The sequence below is a fragment of the Mesobaculum littorinae genome (assembly GCF_004011175.1).
Classification (GTDB): Bacteria; Pseudomonadota; Alphaproteobacteria; order Rhodobacterales; family Rhodobacteraceae; genus Tranquillimonas; species Tranquillimonas littorinae.
On record NZ_RQXX01000003.1, the window covers coordinates 258,396 to 280,748 of the forward strand.

Annotated in this window: 21 protein-coding genes; 2 read left to right on the forward strand and 19 right to left on the reverse strand. The window is 66.9% G+C overall.

The window, feature by feature from the left end:
* On the reverse strand, positions 1–1,389 hold the full coding sequence (gene cls, locus EKE94_RS10405; protein ID WP_164870885.1) for a cardiolipin synthase: 1,389 nt from the start codon (positions 1,387–1,389) through the stop codon (positions 1–3).
* Between the two features lie 200 nt (positions 1,390–1,589).
* Here cls and EKE94_RS10410 point away from each other — a divergent pair, with 200 nt between their 5' ends.
* Positions 1,590–2,087: a c-type cytochrome gene (locus EKE94_RS10410; RefSeq protein ID WP_235855977.1), complete on the forward strand. Its 498-nt coding sequence runs from the start codon at positions 1,590–1,592 to the stop codon at positions 2,085–2,087.
* A gap of 232 nt (positions 2,088–2,319) precedes the next feature.
* Here EKE94_RS10410 and EKE94_RS10415 read toward each other — a convergent pair whose 3' ends face one another.
* Positions 2,320–3,792, reverse strand: a complete 1,473-nt coding sequence (locus EKE94_RS10415) for an aldehyde dehydrogenase (RefSeq protein ID WP_328590483.1) — start codon at positions 3,790–3,792, stop codon at positions 2,320–2,322.
* A gap of 45 nt (positions 3,793–3,837) precedes the next feature.
* On the reverse strand, positions 3,838–5,454 hold the full coding sequence (gene mdlC, locus EKE94_RS10420) for a benzoylformate decarboxylase (protein WP_235855978.1): 1,617 nt from the start codon (positions 5,452–5,454) through the stop codon (positions 3,838–3,840).
* Positions 5,455–5,578: 124 nt separating this feature from the next.
* Between mdlC and EKE94_RS10425 the strand changes: the two genes are divergently transcribed.
* The gene (locus EKE94_RS10425; RefSeq protein WP_164870886.1) at positions 5,579–6,487 is read left to right on the forward strand and encodes a LysR family transcriptional regulator; all 909 of its coding nucleotides are present in this window, start codon (positions 5,579–5,581) and stop codon (positions 6,485–6,487) included.
* Positions 6,488–6,612: 125 nt separating this feature from the next.
* Here EKE94_RS10425 and EKE94_RS10430 read toward each other — a convergent pair whose 3' ends face one another.
* From EKE94_RS10430 to EKE94_RS18665, 16 genes are all read right to left on the reverse strand, one after another.
* A complete protein-coding gene (locus tag EKE94_RS10430; RefSeq protein WP_127906549.1) occupies positions 6,613–7,539 on the reverse strand; it encodes a methylenetetrahydrofolate reductase in 927 nt (308 codons plus the stop codon).
* A 267-nt stretch (positions 7,540–7,806) separates the two neighbouring features.
* Positions 7,807–9,177 carry an aminomethyltransferase family protein gene (locus EKE94_RS10435; RefSeq protein WP_127906550.1) on the reverse strand — a complete coding sequence of 457 codons (1,371 nt, stop codon included), beginning with the start codon at positions 9,175–9,177 and terminating at the stop codon, positions 7,807–7,809.
* An 81-nt stretch (positions 9,178–9,258) separates the two neighbouring features.
* The gene (locus EKE94_RS10440; protein WP_127906551.1) at positions 9,259–10,008 is read right to left on the reverse strand and encodes a GntR family transcriptional regulator; all 750 of its coding nucleotides are present in this window, start codon (positions 10,006–10,008) and stop codon (positions 9,259–9,261) included.
* Between the two features lie 142 nt (positions 10,009–10,150).
* The gene (locus EKE94_RS10445) at positions 10,151–11,017 is read right to left on the reverse strand and encodes an NAD(P)-dependent oxidoreductase (RefSeq protein WP_127906552.1); all 867 of its coding nucleotides are present in this window, start codon (positions 11,015–11,017) and stop codon (positions 10,151–10,153) included.
* Between the two features lie 17 nt (positions 11,018–11,034).
* Positions 11,035–11,883 (reverse strand): formyltetrahydrofolate deformylase, encoded by an 849-nt coding sequence (gene purU, locus EKE94_RS10450; protein WP_127906553.1) that lies wholly within the window; start codon positions 11,881–11,883, stop codon positions 11,035–11,037.
* 7 nt (positions 11,884–11,890) lie between these two features.
* Positions 11,891–12,937, reverse strand: a complete 1,047-nt coding sequence (locus EKE94_RS10455) for a 4-oxalomesaconate tautomerase (protein WP_127906554.1) — start codon at positions 12,935–12,937, stop codon at positions 11,891–11,893.
* An 80-nt stretch (positions 12,938–13,017) separates the two neighbouring features.
* A complete protein-coding gene (locus EKE94_RS10460) occupies positions 13,018–13,692 on the reverse strand; it encodes a 4-carboxy-4-hydroxy-2-oxoadipate aldolase/oxaloacetate decarboxylase (protein WP_127906555.1) in 675 nt (224 codons plus the stop codon).
* Positions 13,692–14,420 (reverse strand): PIG-L deacetylase family protein, encoded by a 729-nt coding sequence (locus EKE94_RS10465; RefSeq protein WP_127906556.1) that lies wholly within the window; start codon positions 14,418–14,420, stop codon positions 13,692–13,694. Before EKE94_RS10465 ends, EKE94_RS10460 begins: the two co-directional genes overlap by 1 nt.
* A 69-nt stretch (positions 14,421–14,489) precedes the next feature.
* The gene (locus tag EKE94_RS10470) at positions 14,490–15,476 is read right to left on the reverse strand and encodes a VOC family protein (RefSeq protein WP_127906557.1); all 987 of its coding nucleotides are present in this window, start codon (positions 15,474–15,476) and stop codon (positions 14,490–14,492) included.
* Between the two features lie 48 nt (positions 15,477–15,524).
* The gene (locus tag EKE94_RS10475; protein ID WP_127906558.1) at positions 15,525–16,829 is read right to left on the reverse strand and encodes a TRAP transporter large permease; all 1,305 of its coding nucleotides are present in this window, start codon (positions 16,827–16,829) and stop codon (positions 15,525–15,527) included.
* Positions 16,826–17,341: a TRAP transporter small permease gene (locus tag EKE94_RS10480; protein WP_127906559.1), complete on the reverse strand. Its 516-nt coding sequence runs from the start codon at positions 17,339–17,341 to the stop codon at positions 16,826–16,828. The genes EKE94_RS10475 and EKE94_RS10480 overlap by 4 nt, the downstream gene beginning before the upstream one ends.
* A 4-nt stretch (positions 17,342–17,345) precedes the next feature.
* Positions 17,346–18,350: a TRAP transporter substrate-binding protein gene (locus EKE94_RS10485; protein WP_127906560.1), complete on the reverse strand. Its 1,005-nt coding sequence runs from the start codon at positions 18,348–18,350 to the stop codon at positions 17,346–17,348.
* Positions 18,351–18,578: 228 nt separating this feature from the next.
* Positions 18,579–19,991: a vanillate/3-O-methylgallate O-demethylase gene (gene ligM / locus EKE94_RS10490; RefSeq protein ID WP_127906561.1), complete on the reverse strand. Its 1,413-nt coding sequence runs from the start codon at positions 19,989–19,991 to the stop codon at positions 18,579–18,581.
* A gap of 103 nt (positions 19,992–20,094) precedes the next feature.
* A complete protein-coding gene (locus EKE94_RS10495; RefSeq protein ID WP_235855979.1) occupies positions 20,095–20,781 on the reverse strand; it encodes a GntR family transcriptional regulator in 687 nt (228 codons plus the stop codon).
* Positions 20,782–20,986: 205 nt separating this feature from the next.
* Positions 20,987–21,901 carry an MBL fold metallo-hydrolase gene (locus EKE94_RS10500; protein ID WP_127906563.1) on the reverse strand — a complete coding sequence of 305 codons (915 nt, stop codon included), beginning with the start codon at positions 21,899–21,901 and terminating at the stop codon, positions 20,987–20,989.
* Positions 21,902–21,906: 5 nt separating this feature from the next.
* Complete coding sequence (locus EKE94_RS18665) at positions 21,907–22,332, reverse strand: DUF6691 family protein (RefSeq protein WP_164870887.1); 426 nt, start codon at positions 22,330–22,332, stop codon at positions 21,907–21,909.
* Positions 22,333–22,353 lie beyond the last annotated feature (21 nt).

The window sequence follows — 22,353 nt, forward strand, 5'->3', positions numbered from 1 at the left end:
TCAGAGCACCGGCGCCATCAGCCGGATCACCGGTGCCGCCACGCGAAGCCACAGCGCCTGTTCGTCCAGCCGCTTTTCCAGCACGTGCATGTCCTTCATGTCCCGCTCCAGCATCGCCTCGACCCGGCCGGCGATGTCCTCGCCATGGACCAGCACCGTGGTTTCGTAGTTCAGCATGCACGACCTTATGTCGAGGTTGATGGTTCCGATCGAAACGAGGTCGTCGTCGACCAGCGCCACCTTCTGGTGCATGAAGCCCGCATCGTAGCGCAGCACCTGCACCCCCGCCGAGCGGATTTCGTCGAAAAAGCCGAAGGCCGCGATCCAGGGCGACCACTTGTCGGGGCGGTCGGGCACCATCACCCGCACATCCACCCCGCGCAACGCCGCCAGAGACAGCGCGGCGACAAGGTCGGAATGCGGCACGAAATAGGGCGTCGTCAGCCATAGTCGTCGCTGCGCCTGATGCGCCAGGGCGCCGAAATACAGCGTTGCCGTCTCGAACCTGTCGGTCGGCCCCGACCCCAGCACCAGCGCCTCGTGTCCATCTTCGACCCGTCCGGGATCCCAGTTCAGCTCGTCATCCAGCGTGACGTCGGTCTGGATCGCCCAATCCTCGGCAAAGACCATCTGCAACTGCGCCACCACCGGGCCGGTCAGCCGGGTGTGCGTGTCGCGCCAGGCGCCGAGGTATTCGTTGCCCACGTTGACGCCGCCCTGGAAGCCGACCAGCCCGTCGACGATCACCGTCTTGCGGTGGTTGCGGTAGTTCAGCCCGAACCGCCCCAGTACCCGCGACGGACCGCGCGTCGCGACCAGCTCGACCCCGCCCTGCATCAGCGCACGCTTGTAGCGGCGGGTCAGCAGGAAACACCCCATGGGATCGTAGAGCATCCTCACCTTGACCCCGCGCCGCGCGGCGTCCAGCAGCGCCTCAAGCAGCTGCGCGCCCGCCTCGTCGTCGCGCACGGTGTAGTACTGAACCAAGAGGTAGGTCCGGGCGCGCCCGATCTCGTCGATGATCGCGTCGTAGGTGGGCTGCCCGTTCTCGATCAGCTCGACCCCGTTGCCGGTGACCACTGGCGCGCCACCCAGGGCGGTGAACAGCTGCAGACGGTCCAGCGCCTCCTGCCCGGCATAGCCGCTCGACCCCGGCTCGAACCGGCTGAGCGCTGTCTCCGTCACCGCCCGGCGCAGGCGATAATCCCCCGTGCGGGCATAGCCGAAGATGTAATAGGCCGGGATGGCGGCAAAGGGCAGCGCGGCGATGAACACCACCCAGCCCACGGCCCCCTGCGGCGTGCGCGAGGTCTGCATCGCCCGAAAGGCGGTAAACGCGGCCAGAAGCAGCGTAAGCGCGGCAATGATGGGGAATGATATAAGCCACACGGGCGGCGAACCCTCCTGATGGGCCCTATGCCCGCGGTAGGGACGTGAAACGCCGCAGAACGGTCGCGGTTTCGTCTCTCCCGGCGGCACGCGACCATTTGGTGATTTCGGCGCCCGCGATCAGGCGCCATAGTGCAGTCAGGCGCGGCCTGTCCGTATGCGGAATCCGGGCGCGCCAGCAACAGATTACGAAGGGAGCCATGATGAAGCTAGTCAAGATCGCAGCCACGCTCGCCACCCTCGCCGCCCCGGCCGTCGCGCAGGACCACGAAGGCCTGGGCGACGCGGCCGCGGGCGAAGACGGGTTCCGCCGCTGCCAGTCCTGCCACGTCGTGCAGGATGACGAAGGCAACACCCTGGCGGGGCGCAACGGGCGGGTGGGCCCGAACCTTTACGGCGTCGTCGGCCGCACCGCCGGCACGGTCGAGGGGTTCCGCTATTCCTCGTCGATGCAGGCGGCGGGCGAGGCCGGACTGGTCTGGAGCGCCGACACGCTGGTCCCCTACCTGCAGGATCCCACCGCGTTCCTGCGCGAGTATCTCGACGACAGCGGCGCGCGCGGCAAGATGAGCTTCCGCGTGCGGAGTGAAGAGGATGCGCAGGATCTGGCCGCCTTCCTCGCGACCTTCTCCGAAGAGACCGCCGAAGGCGGGGACGCAGCCGACGACGATACCGGGGACGAGGCCGCGGCGGACTGATCCCGCGGCGCTTTCATCAATGACGGCGGCGCAGGAGGGTTCTTCTGCGCCGCGGTGCCGTGCAGTGGCCCGACCCGGGGGCGGTGGCGGGGACGACCGCGGGCCGGCGCACCGCGCCGACAGCACACCGCCGGGAAGCATCCCCACCGCGCGGCCTCCGCGGGCGGCATGTGCGGATGGCGGCGGGGATGGCGGCGGGGGCGATCCGGCACAGGGGATCGCCCCCCGGGCGTCAGCCGAAGTGGATCGACTTGGTCTCGACATAGTTGTCGAGCCCTTCCACCCCGCCTTCACGCCCCATGCCGGACTGCTTGAAACCGCCGAAGGGCAGGGTCGGGTCGACGATCATCCCGTTCACGCTGATATTGCCCGCCTGCATCCGGCGCGCCATCGCGTAGCCTTTCTCAGGGTCCGCAGTGAAGATCGCGCCGGCCAGGCCATAGATCGAGTCATTCGCCTTGCGCATCGCGTCGTCTTCGTCGCTGTAGCCGATGACCGACACGACGGGGCCGAAGATCTCTTCCTGCGCGATCTTCATGTCGGGGGTCACGTCGGCAAAGATCGTTGGTTCGATATAGAACCCCTTGTCCTTGCCCTCGGGCCGTCCTCCGCCGCAAAGCAGCGTCGCGCCGGCCTCGCGGCCCGCCGCGATATAGCCTTCGACCCGCTCAAGCTGACGCGCCTGCGACAGCGGGCCCATCTGGGTTTCCGGGTCCGAGGGATCGCCCACCTTGATGCCCTTCACCGCAGGCACGAACATGTCGAGGAATTCCTGCTTGCGGCTTTCGGGCACGAGGATCCGGGTCAGCGAGAAGCAGACCTGCCCGGTGATCGGCATGCTGTAGACCATGAGCGGCATCATCGCCTTCGAGAAATCCGCATCCTCCATCAGTATCGCCGCGGATTTCCCCCCGAGTTCAAGGCTGACGCGCGCCAGCCGCTCGGCACAGACGCCGGCGATGGCCTTGCCCGCTGCGGTCGAGCCGGTAAAGGCCACCTTGTCGATCTCGGGTCGCCGGATCAGGTAGTCGCCGCTTTCGCGCCCCGCGGGAACCAGGTTGAAGACACCCTTGGGCAGCCCCGCCTTCTCGATCGCCTCGGCTAGGATGTAGGCCTCGAGCGGGGTTTCGGGCGACGGCTTGGCCACGAAGGTGCAGCCCGCCGCCAGGCCCGCCGCGATCTTGTAGGTCAAAAGCACCATCGGCGCGTTCCAGGGCGAAATCGCCGCGCAGACGCCCACGGGCTCCTTGACCACGCGCGTCGTACCACCGTCGCCCCGCGTCTCTTCACGGACGAAGGGATAGGATTCGATCAGGTCGGCGTAGTAGTTGAACAGCGTCGCGTTCTGGCCGCACAGCTTGCGCGTCAGCATGATCGGCGCGCCCACCTGCGCGGTCCAGACCTGCGCGATCTCGTCCAGCCGATCCTCGATGTTCTGCGCCACCTTGCGCAAATAGCCCGCGCGTTCCGCCGGGGTCATCCGCGGCCACGGCCCCGTGTCGAAGGCCGCCCGCGCGGCGGCGACGGCGCGGTCCATGTCCTCCGGGCCGGCCTCGGGGTAGGTCAGGATCACCTCTTCGCTGACGGGCGACACAACCTCCAGCGTCTTGTCCGACAGCGGCGCAACCCAAGCGCCATCAATAAAGAACTTCTCGGGCGCCTTCAGGGGGGTCCCCGTGCCTTGCGGATTGGACATGACGTTCATCTCGATCTCCTCCTCTTTTGCAATTTCCCGGGCGTCGTGCCGTCCCTAGGTCGCCGCGGGCGGGGTCTGGATGACCTCCAGCAGCCGCGGCCCGGTCTGCGCCAGCATCTCCTTGACGATACCCGGCAGGGCGGCGGGATCGTCGCAGCGCCGCGCCGGAACGCCCTGCGCCTGGGCGATCGACACGAAGTCGAGGTGCCCGATCTCGCAGCCTGCCACGTCGCGCCCCTGCCCCAGCTTGGCGATCCCCTTCAACGCGCCGTATCCGCCGTTGTTCAGGATCACGAAGAACACGTCCGCGTCATGCTCGGCCGCCGACCACAGCGCCTGGATCGAATACATGCTCGACCCGTCGCCCATCGGCGCGATCACCGTCTTGCCGGGCCGCGTCAATGCGGCCCCCACGGCGGCCGGCAGGCCGTAGCCCAGGCCACCGCTTGCGGTCGCGAAGAACCCCGCGGGGCGGGTGATCGGGAAATGATCATGCAGGGCGTCGCGGGCGGTGGGCGCCTCTTCCACGACGATGCTGCCCGGATCGCGCAGGTCGGTCAGCACCTGATAGAGATAGGCGTCGGTGATCCGGTCGGGCACCGCGACACGCGGCACGTGTCGGGCGGGCCCGGTCAGGGGCGGCCGCGGCGAGCAGTTCGCAGCCAGCCCCCGGGCGGCCAGGCGGATATCCGCCAGCATGGCAGTGCCGGTCAGTGCTCCGGCCGCCTGTCTCGGGTCATCCGTGACAAGCCACAATTTCGTGTCGGGCGGCAAGTGTTCGGGCGTTCCGGGGAAATGATAGGTGAAAACCGGTGCACCGAGGACAAGGACGAGATCGGCGCCAGACAGGCAATCCGACAGCGCAGGCTGCCTTGCAGGCAGGAATCCCGCGAAATTCTGATGATTTTCGGGGAATCCCGCGCGTGAGGCCATGGGCGCCACCCACACCTTCGCCTGAATTTTTTCGGCAAGGTCTTGCACTTCGCGCCAGGCTCGGTCTGCGTCCACGCCGGGGCCGACAACGATCGCCACCTCCTGCGCCGCGTCGATGTCGCGGCCCAGTTCCGCAAGCCTTTCGGGATCGGCCCCCAGCCCGAACCGCATCCCGCGCGGCGGCAGCGGATGGGTGCGGCGCGCCCAGTCGTCCAGCGGGACCGAGACCAGGACGGGCCCGCGCGGCGGGGTCATCGCGGTGAAATAGGCGCGCTGGATGGCGGCGGGCACATCCTCGGCCCGGGCAGGCTCAACGGCCCATTTCACATAGGGCGCGGCCATCTCTGCCGGTGCCTCGTTGAAGAGAAACGGATCGCCCGGCAGAAGCTCTCGCACCTGCTGGCCCGTCGACACGATAAGGGGCGCGCGGTTGCGGAACGCGGTATAGAGGTTGCCCATCGCATGCCCCAACCCGGCGGCCGAGTGCAGGTTCACGAAGGCGGCGTTGTCGGTGATCTGGGCATAGGCATCGGCCATGCCGATGACGATGGATTCCTGCAGGCCCAGCACGTAATCGAAATCCTTCGGCAGATCGACGAACATCGGCAGCTCGGTCGAGCCCGGGTTGCCGAAGATCCGGTCGATTCCCGCCTGCCGCATGAAGGCAAAGACGGCCTCGGCCACGGTGACGCCGTGGTCCGAGCGGCCGGTCGGATGCAGCTGTGACGCCTTGTTCATGATGTCCTCCCTTCGCGCCGCGAATCGCCCGAGGCCCGGGCGTGCGGCGTTGTCGGGGCAAGTTTCGCAGATCGGCGGCCCCTTCGGAATTGTGCAATCCGGGCCAAAGTCATACCGTTTTGATATGAGCATAGATCTTCGCGACGCCCGGATCGTGCTGGCCTGCTGCCGCGAGGGCAGCCTGGGCCGGGCGGCGCGCGCGCTGAACCTCGCGCAACCAGCGGTGACGCGGGCCCTGGGCAAGCTCGAGGCGCGGCTCGGCGCGCCGCTTTTCGACCGGACGACCCGGGGCGTGGTGCCCACGATCTACGGCACGGCGCTTCTGCCTTATGCCGAGCTTCTGGTGACCGAGGCCGCGAATGCCGAGTCGCTCGTGCGGCAGATGAAGGGCGCCCGGCGCGGGGTGCTGCGGGTCGGCGGTGTCGGAAGCGTCGTGGGTACGCTGCTGGTCGCGGCGATCACGCGGATGCGGCGTGACCACCCCGACATGCGGTTCCAGATCGTCGAAGAGCTTGAGGATGCGCTGCTGGACAGTCTCAAGGCCGGCGCCATCGACCTGGCGATCTCGCCCGAACCCTATGTCGACGACGAAATCGCGCTGGCGACGCCCGAGACCTTTCGCGATGCGGTGGCGGTCTATGCCCGCAGCGGCCATCCACTGCAGGGCGCGCGGCAGGATCTGGCGGCGCTGGCCGGGGCCGACTGGGCGCTGCCGCCTCTGACCTCGCCCGTGGGGCGCGAATGGCTGCGCCGCTTCCATGCCGAGGGGATCGAGCCGCGCGCGCCCGCGCTGACATCGCGGTCGGTGCAGGTGCTGAAATCGGCGGCCCTGGCGCAGGACCTGCTGTTGTGGATGCCATGGCCGCTGATGCGCGACGACGCCGGGCAAGGGCGGATCGCAGCGCTGGACGCGCCAGAACTGGCCTGGCCGCGCGCCTTCCGCGTCTATCGGCGCCGCAAGGGCATGCTGCCCCCGGGCGCAGACCATTTGCTGGACGCGATCCGCCGCCAGCCCGAGGCGGTGCCGCTATAGCGCGGGCCCCGTCTGTGCGGCGTCACTGCCCGCCGGTCACACATGGCCCCGGCGCCACACATGGGCGCACGGGTCGCGCGGGGCCCCGATGCGAGACCGCAGCGCGCGGCCCACGCGCGACCGCTTCAGCCGACGCGCATCGGCTGGGCGCCGCCATGTTCGTTGGCCCAGGTCACGTTGGTCTTGATCCCGCCCAGCGGGAAGAAATGCACGCTGGCAAGGTTGCTGTCGGGCTTGGCCTGCTTGTGGGCCGAGAGCTGTTCCAGCACCTCGGTGGGCTCGTAGGGGACCATCAGCTTGCTGACATCGGCGGCGCGCTTCTGCAGGACCTTCAGCGACGGGCCGACGCCGCAGGCGATGGCGTACTTGATGAGGGTCTGAAGCTTGGCCGGGCCCGCGACGCCGACATGGATCGGCAGATCCACGCCCTCGGCCTTCAGCCGGTCGGCCCATTCGATCACCGGCGCCATGTCGAAGGCGAACTGGGTCACCATCGCCATCTCGGCATCCGTGCGCTGGCTGAAATCCTGCTTCCACTTCGCCGCGGCATCGACGTTCGCGGACGATCCGTCGGCGTCGATGTCCTTGTTGCCCTCGGGGTGGCCCGCGACGTGAAGCCGTTCGAACCCGTACTTGTCGAAAAGCCCGGTTTCCAGAAGCTGCATCGAGGAATGATAGTCGCCATGCGGCTTGTCCACACCGCCCGCCAGCAAAAGGGCCTGACGGATGTCGGCCTCGTCGCGATACCGCTTGATCCAGTCCTCAAGCGTCGCCTGGTCCTTGATGATCCGGGCGGGGAAGTGCGGCATCACCTTGAAGCCGTCCTCGTGCAGACGCTTGGCGGTGGCCAGCATCTCTTCGATCGGCGTGCCCTCGATATGGGCGATGTAGATGCGGGTCTTGGCCGGAACGAGAGCCGGGAAATCCTCGACCTTGGTGGCGGTACGCGGCATCACCTCAAGCGAATAACCGTCGAGGACGGGGCGCAGATCGACGGCGGGCGCATCGCCCGCGTCCTTCTTCTTGCCGCCCAGAAAGTCCAGAATACCCATGCGCTCCTCCCAGCATCAATCGGTCACTTGGTCCAGATGTATACATGGGGATGTAGGTGGAACGCAACGATTGTTCCAGATGCCGTCCAGCCCGCGCCGGGCGGGGTCCGGCTCTGCCCTCAGGCCGGGGGCCGGACCCCGCACGACTCGCGGACCAGGGCGCAAGCCGCCTTTGCGCCGGAGGCGTGCGGTCGACGCCCCCGACCGCCGACCCGAACGGCCGAGCCGGACGGCCGGGCCGATCGGGCAGGGCTCTGCCGCCGGGGATCAGCTCTGGCTGCGATACTCCCGGCGCGATGCTTCGTGGATTGGCCAGGGATGCGCAATGGCCCCGATCTCCATCTGGCGGTGCGGCTCGACCGCGGGCTTCGCGGTGCCCCCGTCCCTTTCGCCCCAGAGGATGGAGAACGCGCCGCCCATCTCGGCCACGTCTTCGTCGATCATGGCCAGAGAGATCCACGCCCGTTCATTCGCTGTATACACCGGGTAGGTCGAGATACCGACCATCCGGCCGTCCTTCAGCACCTGGTCATAGGGATGTGCGGCGTAGTGGCCCGCGGGCATCTCCATCAGCTTGGGCATCTCGCCCTCTTCCATGAGACCGGCAAAGATCTTCAGCACGTCGGCCTTGTCCCAGACCAGCGTCACCTTCTTGCGGTGCTTCTGCTTCGCCATCTTCTCCAGCGCGGCGCGGCCGATGAAGTCATGGTCGAATTTCACCACGCGGCCGTAATCCAGATCCCAGGGGGTCAGGTAGTAGTCCTCGACATTCTCGGGCTGGAACGACCCGCCGGTCGATGCGACGCCTTCAAACCCCGAGGCGGGCAACCATTCCCGGTAGGCGCGCATGGCGTCGCCGGTATAGATCGCCTGCAGGGGCGACGGGATCCACCCCGATTCCATCGCAACGGTGGAATAGGCGCGATGCCCGGCCTGCTTCAGCCCATGCGCCGCGCCTGCCTTCAGGATTGCCGCCTTCACCTTTTCGCCGTCCTCGAACGGGCCCCAAAGTTCCAGACCCTTGGCGCCGCCCATGCCGTGGGCCAGGGTGCGCGCCTTGCATCCGGCGATGGTGATCTCGCCCATGTTGAAGAACTTGGTGACAAGCGGACCGCCCTCGTTCACCGCCTCGAGGATTGCCATCGCGTTGGGGCCCTGCACCTCGTAGCGATACGTCTTGCGTGGGGCGTCGGGGTTGTCGAGGCTGCGCTGATCGCGCTCGACCTCGACGTCATAGCCGCCGGTTTCGGCGTGGAACTGCACCCAGTTCGGCACCACCGGGCGACCCACCAGATTGACCTCGTCATCTTCAAGCCCGAAGCAGATCACGTCGCCAATGACGTATCCGTCGTGATTGCAGCAGACGAACTGCTTGGCCTTGTTCCGGCCGAAGCCCGCAAAGCTGTTCACCCCCAGATCCGAAAGAAGTTTCATCGTGTCGGGACCGCGAACGTAGAGGTCGGTCATGTGGAAGGACTGGTCGAACAGCACGGCGGTTTCGCGCCAGGCTCTCTGCTCTTCGATCCAGTTCGTGAACTCGGCGGGGATCGGGTAGACATATCGCCCCACGGTCGAGTTCTGCAGCATCTGCGAGATGTTGCCCGCGTCCTTGATCCGGTCTTCCAGCGACTGTGCCATGTATCCTCCCATGCGCATAGTGTATGCAATACGCAGATAGAATAGATCCAAGGCGCCAACATCAACCTCTATTGTATACGATCAGTCCTGAACCAACGCAGCCCCGGGAAACGACACCTGCATCTCGTCGCGATGGGCCAGCAGGAACTCGATGTTGCGCCGGGGGTCCTGCGCATGCTCCCGCACCAGCGTTTCGGCACGTCCGCCCTGTCGCGCGCCGATCGCCTCGACGATGGCGTGATGCTGGGTCTGTGCATGCATGAGCGAGATGAAGAACCGCTCGCGCGTCAGGTGGTTCGGCACGAAGGCCGAGGGCGAGGCGAAGGGGATCACCGTCGTCCGCGCGATCTCGCCCCGGAAGATGTCCGAGCGTGACAGGTCGGCCAGCAACCCGTGAAACTCGGAATTGAGCGCGGCGAAGGTTTCGATCCGCACCTCCTGATCCTCCGCACCGTCGTGTAGGCCGCCGTCCAAGACGGTGTCCATGCGGGCAATAAGATCGGTCAGCTGCGCCATCTCCTCGGGGTCGAGCCCGCGTTCGGCGGCGTGGCGGGCGGCGGCGCCCTCCAGCAGACCGCGCAGTTCTATCGCGTCGCGGACCATGGGCATGGTGAACTTGCGCACCCGGAACCCGCTGCGGGCGCGCTCCAGCAGACCCTCTTCGACCAGCCGCGACATGGCTTCGCGGATCGGGGTGCGGGAGATCCGGATCTCCTCGGCCAGGGTCATCTCGACCAGCCGTTGACCACCTTTCAGCGCGCCCGACAGGATGCGCTGGCGCAGCGCGAATTGCGCGCGCATGGCCTGGGTGTGACCGCGTGGTTCCTCCATGGGGCCTCCTTAGCCGAACCGTCCGGCAGCATGCCGCGCCAGTGCGCGAAGGGCAAATCGTGACGTTGCGCCCCTGCTTGCCCGGCCTCTGCCCGCTCAGGCGTCTGCCCGATCAGCTCCGGTCCGCTCAGCCCCCGCCCGATCAGTCCTTGCGGCGGGCGTTTAGCACGGCGCGGATACCGGCACGCAGGTTGTCGCGGTCGGGCGGGGCAGCATCGGCGGCGCCCATGGCGTCCTGCACCGCCGCGATTTCCGAGGCCAGCGCGCCGTTCAGGCCCAGTTCGGACACGGTCGCGGCGCTTTCGCGCATTTCGGCCGCGCGGCGCGCCCCATGGCGGAGCGTCCGCTCGAATTCGTAGGCAGCGAAGTCCGGCCAGCCCAGCCCGGGAAAGCTGTCGGAGATCGAGGCATGGATTTCGTCGAAACAGCCCGAGGCCTCGGCCGCGAGAAGGCATTCGACGGTGATCGCCTCAAGCCCCTTCACGAAGAGCGACCGGCACATCTTGATCGCCGTCGCCTGCCCCACATCGTCGCCCGCCTTGCGCCACGCGAAATCAAGCCGGTCGAGCTGGTCGCCGATGCCGTCCAGCGGTCCGGCGCACAACACCGGCGTGCGGTGGCCGCGCGGATGCACCGGCGCCATGACGGCCATGTCGAGATACCGCGCGCCCCGGCCCGTCACCAGATCCGCGCTGTCACGCTTGCGGCCCGGTGAGACCGAGTTGATGTCGACCACCACCTGCCCCTGCCGCAGGTGCGGCGTCATCGAGGTCAGCGCCTCGAGGCTCTGGTCGGCGGTCACGGCCGAGATCAGCCAGTCCGCCGCGCCCAGCCCCGCGGGGTCGGTCAGCCCGACCCCGTCAGCTTCGATCGCCCGCGACATTTCCGAGGCGCCCTGCCGGTGCAGCGCGATGTCCCAGGCGAGGAAGTCGAGCCCCGGATCATGTTCGGCCAGGGTCGCGCGAAAGGCCCGCGCCGCTTCGCCATAGCCGAGAAATCCGATCTTCATGGGGCTCGCTCCTTGTCTTACTTCGAAAAGACCACGGTCTTGGACCCGTTCAGCAGCACGCGGTCCTCCAGGTGCCAGCGGACGGCACGGGCCAGGACGCGGCGTTCGATGTCGCGGCCCTTGCGCACCAGATCGTCGGGCGTGTCGGCGTGGCTGACCTGCTCGACGTCCTGATAGATGATCGGGCCTTCGTCCAGATCGCCGGTGACGTAGTGCGAGGTCGCACCGATCATCTTCACGCCCCGCTCAAACGCCTGGTGATAGGGCTTGGCGCCCTTGAACCCGGGCAGGAACGAGTGGTGGATGTTGATGCAGCGGCCCGACAGGTAGGCCGAGAAATCATCCGACAGAATCTGCATGTAGCGGGCCAGCACCACCAGTTCGGCGCCAGTCTCCTCGATCACGTTCTTGATCTGGGCCTCCTGCTGGGCCTTCGTGTCCTTGGTGATCGGGAAATGGTAGTAGGGCAGGCCCTCGTGCAGGGTCAGGTTCAGCACGTCCGAGGGGTGGTTCGACACGACGCCCACGCATTCCATGTTCAGCTCACCCAGGCGCATCCGGTACAGCAGGTCGCCCAGGCAGTGGTCGAACTTCGACACCAGCAGCAGCACCTTGCGCTTCTGCGCGGCGTCGTTGAGCGTCCATTCAAAGCCGAACTCGTCTGCCAGCCCCTCGAACGCGCTGCGGAACACCGCGATGTCGCCGTCCAGCGCAAAGGCCACCCGCATGAAGAAGCTGCCGGTGACGGGGTCGTCGAACTGCGCGGCCTCGGTGATGTTGCCGCCGGCCTCGGCCAGTCGGCCAGTGACGGCGGCCACGATGCCGGGGCGGTTCGTGCAGCTCAGGGTGAGAATCCAGTTGCTCATGATCGTCCTACCTTGGGTAAACTATTCCGTCGAAAAGCTTGCGGGCGGTGCGCAGGATGGCGGTGCGAAGGATTTCCTCGCCCTCCATCGTGGCGATTACGGTGGTTTCGCCGCTGGGATGCTCGATCGAAAGCGTCCGTTCGGCGCCCTCGGGCGTCTCGGCCAGGCCTGCGGCGGGCCCGTCGCGCAGAAGACAGGCGGTCGCGACGCTGACCGCGCCCAGAACCCCGATCGAGGAATGGCAGCGATGCGGGATAAAGGTGCGCGTGGCGATGGCACCGCCGTCGCGCGGGGCGGCGACCATGGTCATCTTCGGCACCGACTTTTCCGACACGTCGCCGAGGTTCATCATCGGGCCCGCCTGGGCGCGGATCGCTTCGAGCCGGGCCCGCAGGTCCGTGTTCGCCTCAAGCTCGGCGGGCGGCTCGTAGCCCGTAACGCCAAGATCCGCGGCCCGCATGACCACGCAGGGCATGCCGTTGTCGATCAGGGTGCAGGCCACGCCGTCGATCTCGTCCACCGCGTTTCCGGTGGGCAGCAACGCGCCGCAGCTGGATCCGGCGGTGTCCTCGAAGGCGATGGGGATCGGTGCCGCGCCGCCCGGCACGCCGTCGATGCGCGCCTCGCCCGTGTACCTGACCACCCCATCCGGGGTTTCGACCGTGGCAATGGCGATCTGCCCGGTGTTCTCCATGTAGATCGTGACGTCCGTCGTCACGCCGCGCGGCTCGACCAGCCCGCGTTCCAGCGCGAAGGGGCCGACCCCGGCAAGGATGTTGCCGCAGTTCTGGCTGTCGGTGACGATGGGTTCGTCGACGAAGACCTGAAGGAACAGGTAGTCGACGTCCACGCCCTCGCGCTCGGACTTGCGCACGACAGCGACCTTCGAGGTCAGGGGATCGGCGCCGCCCATACCGTCGATCTGGCGCGCATCGGGCGAACCCATCACGCCCAGCAGGAACGCATCGCGCGCCTCGGGCAGGTCTTCGGCAAGGAAATACCCGCCCTTCGAGGTCCCCCCGCGCATCCACATGCAGCGCACGCCATCTGGCATGTGCCCCCCTCCCTCATCTTTGGTCCGTCGATATCCCTAAGGGCCCGGGGGGATGCCCCCCGGGCCCGGTCCGGGCCGTCTCAGACGTATTTCAGGCCCTTCTCGGCCAGCCGGTCGCGCATCCCGTAGATGTCGAGCCCCAGTTCGCCCGAGGCGAGCCGCTGGCGCTTCTCCTCCTCCTTGGCGATCCGCGCCTCGGCCTTTTCCAGCACGCCCCACGCCTCTTCCCGCGCGACGACGCAGACGCCATCGTCATCGGCGACGATGATGTCGCCCGGGCGCAGGTAGGCGCCGGCACAGACGATGGGCACGTTCACCGACCCCACCGTCTCTTTCACCGTGCCCTGCGCATGGACGGACTTCGACCAGACGGGAAAGCCCATCTTGGTCAGGTCGGCCACGTCGCGCACACCCGCGTCGATCACCAGCCCCTGACAGCCGCGTGCCTTGGCCGAGGTTGCCAGCAGGTCGCCGAAATACCCGTCGTCGCAGGGCGAGGTCGGCGCGAGGACGAGGATATCGCCCTCCTGCAACTGCTCGATCGCGACGTGCAGCATCCAGTTGTCGCCCGGCGGGGCGCTGATCGTCACAGCCGAGGCCCCGACCGCGGCGCCGGGATAGATCGGCGACATCCCGGGGGCCATCAGCCCCTTGCGGCCCTGCGCCTCGTGCACCGTGGCGACGCCGCAGGCCCCGAGACGGCGGATGATATCGGGCTCGGCCCGTTCGATGTTCTGAACCACGACCCCGGACATCAGAGTTCGTCCACGGTGCGGGGGAAGACCGACTGGAAGCCTTCGGCGTGAGTCGCCGCGCGTCCGCCCGACTGCCCGCCCGAGTTCCGGCGGAAGTGGTTGGCACGGTTCTGGGCCACGTTCTCATAGTAGTGCCACAGGTGCTCCTGCCCCTGCATGCACTGGATCGCGGCCCATTTCTTGTCCCACACCTCCGAGATGTCGAGAAAGACGTCGGGCTTCCACTCCATCTGCTCGGTCTGGTGCGGCTCGAACAGGTAGAGCTGCGGCGCGCCCAGCACCTTTTCGCCCGGGTTGTGGCCCCAGGCCTGCGCCACCATCCGTGCGGTCAGCGCAAAGTCGGTCGTGCGCATGTGGTCGGTGTTGTAGGGGTCCCATTTCGAGTGGGACATCATGAAGCTGGGCTGCACGGCGCGGATCACGTCGACCATGCGGTCCACCGTCTCGCGTCCCAGATCCAGCGGGTAGTCGCCCACGTCGAAGAACTGGATGTCGTGGACGTCCAGCGCGGCAGCGGCATTCTCGGCCTCTTTCCGGCGCTCGGTCTTAACGGTGTCCAGCGTCATGCCGTCCTGTTTCCACAGCTTGGCGCTTTCCCCGCGCTCGCCGTAGGACAGGCAGACGACGGTGACGTCGTAGCCCTTTTTCTGATGCAGCGCGATGGCGCCGCCGCAGCGCCAGACGAAGTCCGCCGAATGCGCCGAAATCACGAGTGCTGTCTTGGACATTCAATCCTCCATCGGTGCGGGCGCGCCCCTCGGGGGGGGATGCGGCCCGCTCTTGGCCCCTTCGGAACCTTATTCTTCGGCCTTGTTGGTCGCGCCCTCGATCGGGGGCGTGCCGTGGGTGTGGAAGGTCGAAATCGTCTTCAGCCCCCAAGCCTGGCCCTTGGCGCGGTCGGCCTCGGTCCAGACGACGGGCTCCCACGTGGGGTCGAGGATCAGGCGCGCGCCGGCATTGGCCAGCTCGATCCGGTTGCCCGCGGGCTCCCACGCATAAAGGAAGAAGGACCCCTGGATCGCGTGCTTGTGCGGGCCGGTCTCGATATAGACGCCGTTTTCCAAGTAGATGTCGGCGGCGCGAAGGATATCCTCGCGCGTGTCGGTGGCGTAGGTGACGTGGTGCAGCCGCCCCATGCCGCCGCCGCGTTCCTCGGAACAGACAAGATCGTAGGTCTTGTTGTTGCACGAGAACCAGCAGCCGCCCATGCGGCCGTTATCCAGCTGGATGTACTCGGTGCAGCGGATGCCGAGGCAGGTGTCGACGAAGCGTTTGAATTCGCGCACGTCCTCGCCCAGCAGGTTGACGTGATCGATGCGGCGCGGGCTGACGCCCTGCGCGTGGTACCGGCTGGACAGGTTCTTGAGCGCCGAGGCGTCTTCGGGCGGCGCCTGGTATTTCACCGTGTCCCAGTAAAGCTCGAACACGTGGCCGAAGGGGTCTTCGAACTGAAAGGCGCGGCCATGGCTGGGGTCGCCGTCAACCCAGCCCAGCACCTTGAAATCCGACGCCTCGATCGCCGCGACGCGCCGCTCCAGCGCCTCGGGCGACGCGACGCGATAGCCGATATGCCCGATGCCCGTGGTGTCGGACCTGGTCAACTTGAGCGAGCAGAACTCGTAATCCTCCCACGCGCGCAGGTAGGCGCTTCCGCCCTCCTCGGCCGAAACCTTCAGCCCGTAGACGCGGGTGAAGAAATCGAGGCTTTCGTCGTAGCGGTCGGTGAAGACCTCGACATGGCCCAGGTGGGCCAGGTCGGCGGTCGGCATGGTGGGATCTGACATCGGGTTCCTCCTCCCCCGAAGCCCGGACGAGGCTTCGGTCTTGTCACGTCATTGGATCATGGTGTTGGGCAGCACGGTCACGATTTGCGGGAACGCCACGAGCAGCGCGAGCGTCGCCATCATCGCCAGCCAGAACGGCAGCACCCCGCGGAAGATCGTGCCCAGCGGTACGTTCGGCGCCACGGATTTCACGATGAACACGTTCACCCCAACGGGCGGCGAGATAAGCCCCATCTCGAGCACCAGCACAACCAGCACGCCGAACCAGATCGGGTCGAGCCCCAGCGAGGTGATGACCGGAAAGAAGATCGGCATCGTCAGCACCAGCATGGCGAAGCCTTCAAGAAAGCAGCCCAGCACCAGGTAGCACAGCAGGATCACGCAGAGGATCCCCACCGGCGGCAGCGACAGCGCGCCGAGGAATTCACCCACGGCCTGCGGAATGTGGCTGAGCGCGAGGAAGGGGTTGATCATGTGCGCGGCGATCAGGATCAGCATCACGGTCGCGGTGGTGATCACGGAATCCCGTGTCGCGTTCCACAGCGTGGCAAGAGTCATCTTGCCCATGAGCGCGCCGAAAAGGATCACGAGCCCCGCACCCACCGCAGCGGCCTCGACCGGCGAAAACAGGCCGGCATAGATCCCGCCGATGGTCAGCAGGATCACCACCAGGATCGGCGCGGCGCCAGCGATCGAGCGCAGCTTTTCGCGGAAGCTGGTGGTCGGACCGGCGGGCCCCATCTCGGGCTTCATCCAGCAGAGCAGCATGATCGTCAGGATGAACATCCCCAGCAGCAGAAGGCCCGGCAGCACGCCGGCAAGAAACAGCCGGCCGATGGATTGCTGCGTCAGGATCGCGTAGATCACGAAGCCCGTCGACGGCGGGATCAGGATGCCCAGCGTGCCGCCGGCGGCGACGCAGCCGGTCGACAGCCGCGGATCGTAGTCGAAACGATCCATCTCGCGCAGCGACACCTTGCCCATCGTCAGGGCCGAGGCGACGGAGGAGCCCGAGAGCGCCGCGAAGCCGCCGCAGCCGATGACCGTGGCACTGGCCAGCCCGCCGCGGACGTTGCCGATGATGGCATAGGCAGCGTCGTAAAGCCGGCGGCTCATCCCCGTTTCGGTGGCGACGTTGCCCATCAGGATAAAGAGCGGCACGACAACCAGCTCGGCCGAGGAGGCGAGCGTGAAGCTCTCCGAGGCCATCAAGCTGGTGGCCGACGAAAACCCGTTGAGATAGGCGATCCCGCAAAACCCCACGGCGAACATCGCCAGCGCCACGGGAATGCGCAGGACAAGAAGGACCAGCAGGATCACCATGCCGATCCCGCCGACAGCCATCGAGCTCATACCGAGGACTCCCCGTGGCTTTGGCGCACGTCCCGGCCTGTGAGGGCCAGTTCGACGCCGCGCAGGGCCATGCCGAGGGCGGTGATGACGGCGAAGACCGACAGCGCCCACTGGAAATAGGCTTTGGGCAGATAGATCACGTTGGTGGCAAGGTTCAGCATCAGCGACAACTTCGAGCTTTCGTAGACCGACCAGGCGATGCCGGCGAAGATGACGGCGCCTAGGAAGGCGGCAAAGACGTCGATCCAGCGGTTCAGCCAGTCGGGAAAGCTGCGTTCGAACACGTCGACGGAGATGTGGCCGCCGACCTTGTCGCAGACCGCCATGCCGCCGAAGACGAGGATCACCATGGACATCTGGCTGATGTCCTGCGCCCCGCCGAGGGGGGCGCCGAAGAAGCGCCCCACCACGTCGTAAAGGATCACGCCCACCTCGACCAGAAGGCCGACCGAGCCGATGATCGCCGCGATCCGGATCAGACCGTTCGCGAGTTTCCGGATCGCGGACAGCAACGGATTACTCGCCTTTCATCGCGGCAAGCGTGTCCTCGGCGCCGAGGTCCGAAACGATCTGATCGGTCACGGGCTCGGTCAGTTCGCCAAAGGCCGCGGCTTCGTCGTCGCTCAGGTCGATGACGGTGGTGCCGTCGTCTTCACGCAGGCCGGCGATGGTCTCTTCGGCCTTGGCGTTCCACGCATCCTCGGCGCTTTTCGACAGCGGCTCGCCGGCCATGTCGTCGATCGCCTGTTTCTGAACGTCGGTCAGGCTGTCGTACTTGGCCTGGTTCATCACGACGTAGAACACCAGCTGACCCAGCGGCGCGCCCAGCGTGTAGCTGTTGGCGACCTCGTCCAGCTTGAAGTCGGCCACGGCCGAGGCGCCGGTGACGACGCCGTCGATCAGGCCGGTCTGCAGCGCGTTGTAGATTTCGCCCGCGGGCATCTGCACCGGGGTCGCGCCAAGCGCCTCGACCATCGCGCCCGAGGCCGAACCGGCGACGCGGATCTTCAGGCCCGACAGGTCATCCGGGGTGCGGATGTCATGGTCCTTCATGATGAAGATGTTGGGCTCGGACGTCCAAAGCGCCAGCGGCTTGGTGCCGGGAAACTCGTCGGTCAGGTGGTCTTCGTAGGCGTTCCAGATCACCTCGTAACCGGGCGTATCCTCGGCCTTCACGCCGGGCAGTTCGGCGATCATCGTCTTCTGGAACTGCGACGAGGTATAGCCGGGAAGGCCCCAGACGATATCCGCCACGCCCTGCACGACGCGCACGTATTGCTCAAGCGGGCCGGCGCCCAGTTCGCCGCCGGGATAGACCTGGATCTGCAGCTCGCCGTCGGTGGCCTCGTCCAGATGCTCTGCCAGCGGTTCGATCACCGAGCCGGTGAGCGTGTGCTGCGGGGCGACGAAGTGGGCGAATTTCAGCGTGGTCTCGGACAGCGCCGGGGTAGCCAGAGTGCCGCCCAGGGCCGCCGCGCCAACCAGGCGGGCCGCGTTGCGAAGAAGCTTAGAATGGATCATGTGAACCTCCCGTTTCAGATCCGGTAGCGTCGGGTTTTCCCGCCGCGATGCCGGGTCAATGGACGCGAGCACCCCTAGAAACGCAAGGGTTTTCTGGGCGTAAACCGCTCCCCCGCGGCCCAGGCCCATGACGTCCTGATATCCCGTGGCGGGGCGCCTGGCGCCGCGCCACGGAATTCTGCGCGAGGGACCGGAGAAAGCTTCCCCCGGCCCCTCCGGCGTCGAAGCTTACTTCGACGCCTTCGTGCGCCAGCTGTCGGCGTAGTTGGTGCGTGCCTCGGTCGAGTAGGGCGTGTCGGACACCCGCACGCGGATCTCGGCCTGCTTGTGCTTCTCGGTCGAGGTCTTGCCGGTGGTCTCGGGCTCGCCCCACTTCATGGTCAGCACGTCGCCGATTTCGACGTCCGGGTCGACCACGCCGAGGCTGAGCACGCAGCGCTCGTTGTAGCTGTAGCCGTTGAACATCGACATGCCGACCATCTTGTCGCCCTGCATGACCATGTCGGCCGAGGACGAGGCATAGTTCGGCTGCGGGAAGTCGATCCACTTGTAGTGGTCCTCACCCGGCTTGAAGGCAGACGCGATGACGTTGACGACGTCCTCGGCATTCCATTCGAAGGTGACCTTTTTCCGCTGGGGCTGCTCCTTCATCTTCAGAAGAGCCTCCTTGCCGATGAAGTCGTCCTTCTTCCAGCCGATGTAGAAGTCGTAGCCCAGCTCGAACGGGTTGACGTAGTAGTCTTCGATGTTGTCCGAGACGAACGAACCGCCGATCGCGCCCGAGGCTTCGTAGCTTTCGGGGCCAAGCCATTCGCGGTAGGCCTTCATCATGCCGTCGCCGGTGTAGATGCCCGGCAGCGGGGACGGGATCCAGCCGGATTCCAGCGTGTTGGTCGAATAGGCGCGGCTGCCGCAACGGACCAGATCGACGCCGGCCTTCTTGGCGGCTTCGAGGATCGCGTTGAGGATATAGCTCTTGTCCTCGTAGGGGCCCCAGATTTCCAGGCCGGGCGCGCCGGACATGCCGTGACGCAGCGCCTGCACCTTCTTGCCGCCGATGTTGATCCAGTCGACGTGGAAGAACTTGATGTCCGGGATCGGCGCACCGTTCATTTCCGTGAAGATCTTGTTGGCCTCGGGGCCCTGGATCTGGAAGCGGTAGTGCGTGCGCAGGACGCGCTCGCCTTCGGGGCGCGACGGCGACCGGGGGTCGTGCTTGATGCGCACGTTCCACTTGCCGTAGGCGGCGCAGAACAGCAGCCAGTCCGAGGTCGGCGCACGGCCGACGAGGACGTATTTCTGCTCGTCCTCGCGGAAGATGATGTGGTCGCCGATGACGTGGCCGGCAGGCGTGACGGGCACGTAGTGCTTGGCCCGGTTGAGGTCGAAGTTCCCGAAGCCGTTGATGCCGTGATAGGCAAGGAACTCGGTCGCCTGGGGGCCTTCGACGATCAGCTCGTCCATGTGGTGCGACTGGTCGAAAAGCACCGCCGATTCACGCCAGGCGCGCTGCTCGTCACGCCAGTTGGCGAACTCGGGCGCCACCACCGGGTATACATACATCCCGATTTTCGAATTCCGAAGGCGATTAACGATATTGCCTTCCTGCTGGATAATGTCTTCGAGGCTGTGCGCGCTCATCTCCGCTCCTCCCAATGATTGCGGTTACGTGTATACATGACGATGTGGCGCAGGTCTCGGACAAAATCAAGACAAAAGCCGCGGGGCGTCCGCGGGGGACCGCCTAGTCGACGATCAGGGCCAGCCCGGGCACCTGCCCGATAAGGCTGGGATCGCCCGACATCACGAATTCCAGATTGCGCCGTGCGGTTCGGGCGTGTTCGCGCGCCACTGCCTCGGCGCGCGCGCCCTCGCGGTTGGCGATGGCGTCGACCAGCGCCCGGTGCTGGGTCTGCGCCAGGGTCAGGTCGTGCCCGAAGTTCGGCAGAAAGGCCGAGGGCGCGGCAAAGGGCAGGTGCACGGTGCGGGTCAGTTCGCGTTCCACCATGCGGCTGCCGGGCAGCCGCGCAAGGACCTTGTGAAACTCGGTATTCAGGTCGGAATATCGTTCCAGGTCAACCGGTTGCGATCCCGGGGGCAGGCAGTCCTCCAGCTGGCCCAGCAGGTGGCGCGCCGCCTCCAGCCGCTCGGGCGCCGCGCCGCGTTCGGCGGCAAGGCGGGCGGCGGTGCCCTCAAGCACGCCGCGCAGCTCGATCGCGTCGATCACGTCGGCCCGCGTGAAGGTGCGCACCATGAAGCCGCCGGGCCGCACACGTTCCAGCAACCCCTCTTCCGCCAGCCGCGACATCGCCTCGCGCACAGGGGTGCGGGAGATCTGAAGCTCTTCGGCCAGCGGCACCTCGAACAGGCGGGTGCCGCCGATCATGTCTCCATTCAGAATGCGTTTGCGCAGCTCGATGAGCGCCCGCATCGCATGCGTCCGGGCCGTCGGTTTCGAAGTCTCCGGCAAAACGTCCTCCTTGTCCCCCACTGCATGCATACATCGCCGCAGGGACCATGTCATCCGGTGACTGCACGCCCTGCGCGAGTGGCCAAGGGCCCGCGCGAGGGCTGTATACCGGGGGTCAGGTTCTGAGGGCGCTTCCCGCCCCACAGAACCGCCCTCAGAACCGCCCTCAGAACCGCCCGACGGGAAGCTTCAGGTAGCTGTGGCCATCGGCCTCGCACGGGGGCAGGCGTCCGCCACGCAGGTTGACCTGCAGTGCCGCCAGCATCCGGTCCGGCAGGGGCAGCGTCGCGTCGCGCCGTTCGCGCCGGTCGATCCAGTCGTCCCGCTGCGTGCCGGCGCACACGTGCTGGTTTTCGGCCAGGTGCCGCGCCACGGTCGCCTCCCACTCGGGCGTGCGGCGGTCGGCGCTGCCGTAGTCATGGCCGATATAGAGCCGCGTTTCCTCGGGCAGCGACAGGATGCGCTGGATGCTGTCCCAGAGCGCGGGGGCACTGCCGCCCGGAAAATCGGTGCGCGAGGTGCCGACATCGGGCTGCATCAGGGTATCGTGCACGAACCCCGCATCGCCGCAGATATAGCTGACCGACCCCAGCGTGTGCCCCGGTGACAGCCAGACGTCCAGCGCCAGCTCGCCCAGTGGCAGCGTGTCGCCGTCGTCCAGCAGGCGATCGAAGTCGCGATCGACGTCGAAGAGGTCCGGTGCGTTGTAGAGCCCGGCCCAGATGCCCGCGATGTCGCGCACCTTGGCGCCGATCGCGGTCGGGGCACCGGTGCGCTCCTTCAGCCCGGCCGAGGCCATTACGTGGTCGGCATGCGGATGGGTGTCGAGGATCCACGCCACGCTCAGCCCCTCGCGCGCGACAAGGTCCAGCACCTGCGTCAGGCTGCGGTCGGAAAAGGCACAGGCCTTGGGGTCGTAGTTCCAGACCACGTCGATCAGGGCGGCCTGCTTGGTCGCGGGGCAGGCGCAGACATACTGGATCGAGCCGGTGTCGGGGTCGTAGATCCCCCAGACGTCCGGGCTGCCGGCCCCGCGCGAGGGCGAGTGACGCTCTACCCGTGTCTTCAGATCGTCGCTCATCCGTCCTATCCTTTTCGCAGTCCCTGCCCGGCCCCTCGCCCCGCCAGCATGGCGGGACCGAAGACGACGGCCCGGGCGACGCCAGAGGTAATGCCGTCCATGCCGGGCCGGGGCAATACCCCGGGATCCCCCAACCCGACGCCGAAGAGCACCGCTTTGCCGATCAGCCGCGCATCGACCCCGCGGGCCGGCGTCAGGGCGAAACGGTCGCCGAGGACGGGGTGCGACGGGCGCAGCACCGGGCGGCAGCCCGGCGTGGTGATTCCCGTGGCGCCCGCGAGCACGAAAGCGAGGCTGGGGTCCCGGTTGCCCGCGATGTCGATAAAATTAAGACCGTTCGGCGGGGTTCGCCATGACCGACACGAGAAGCGCGACAGCAGAAACCCGACGCCGGAGACCATGCCGCAGAGTGCGCCCACGACGGCGGCCACGATGACCCTCCGCAAACGGAC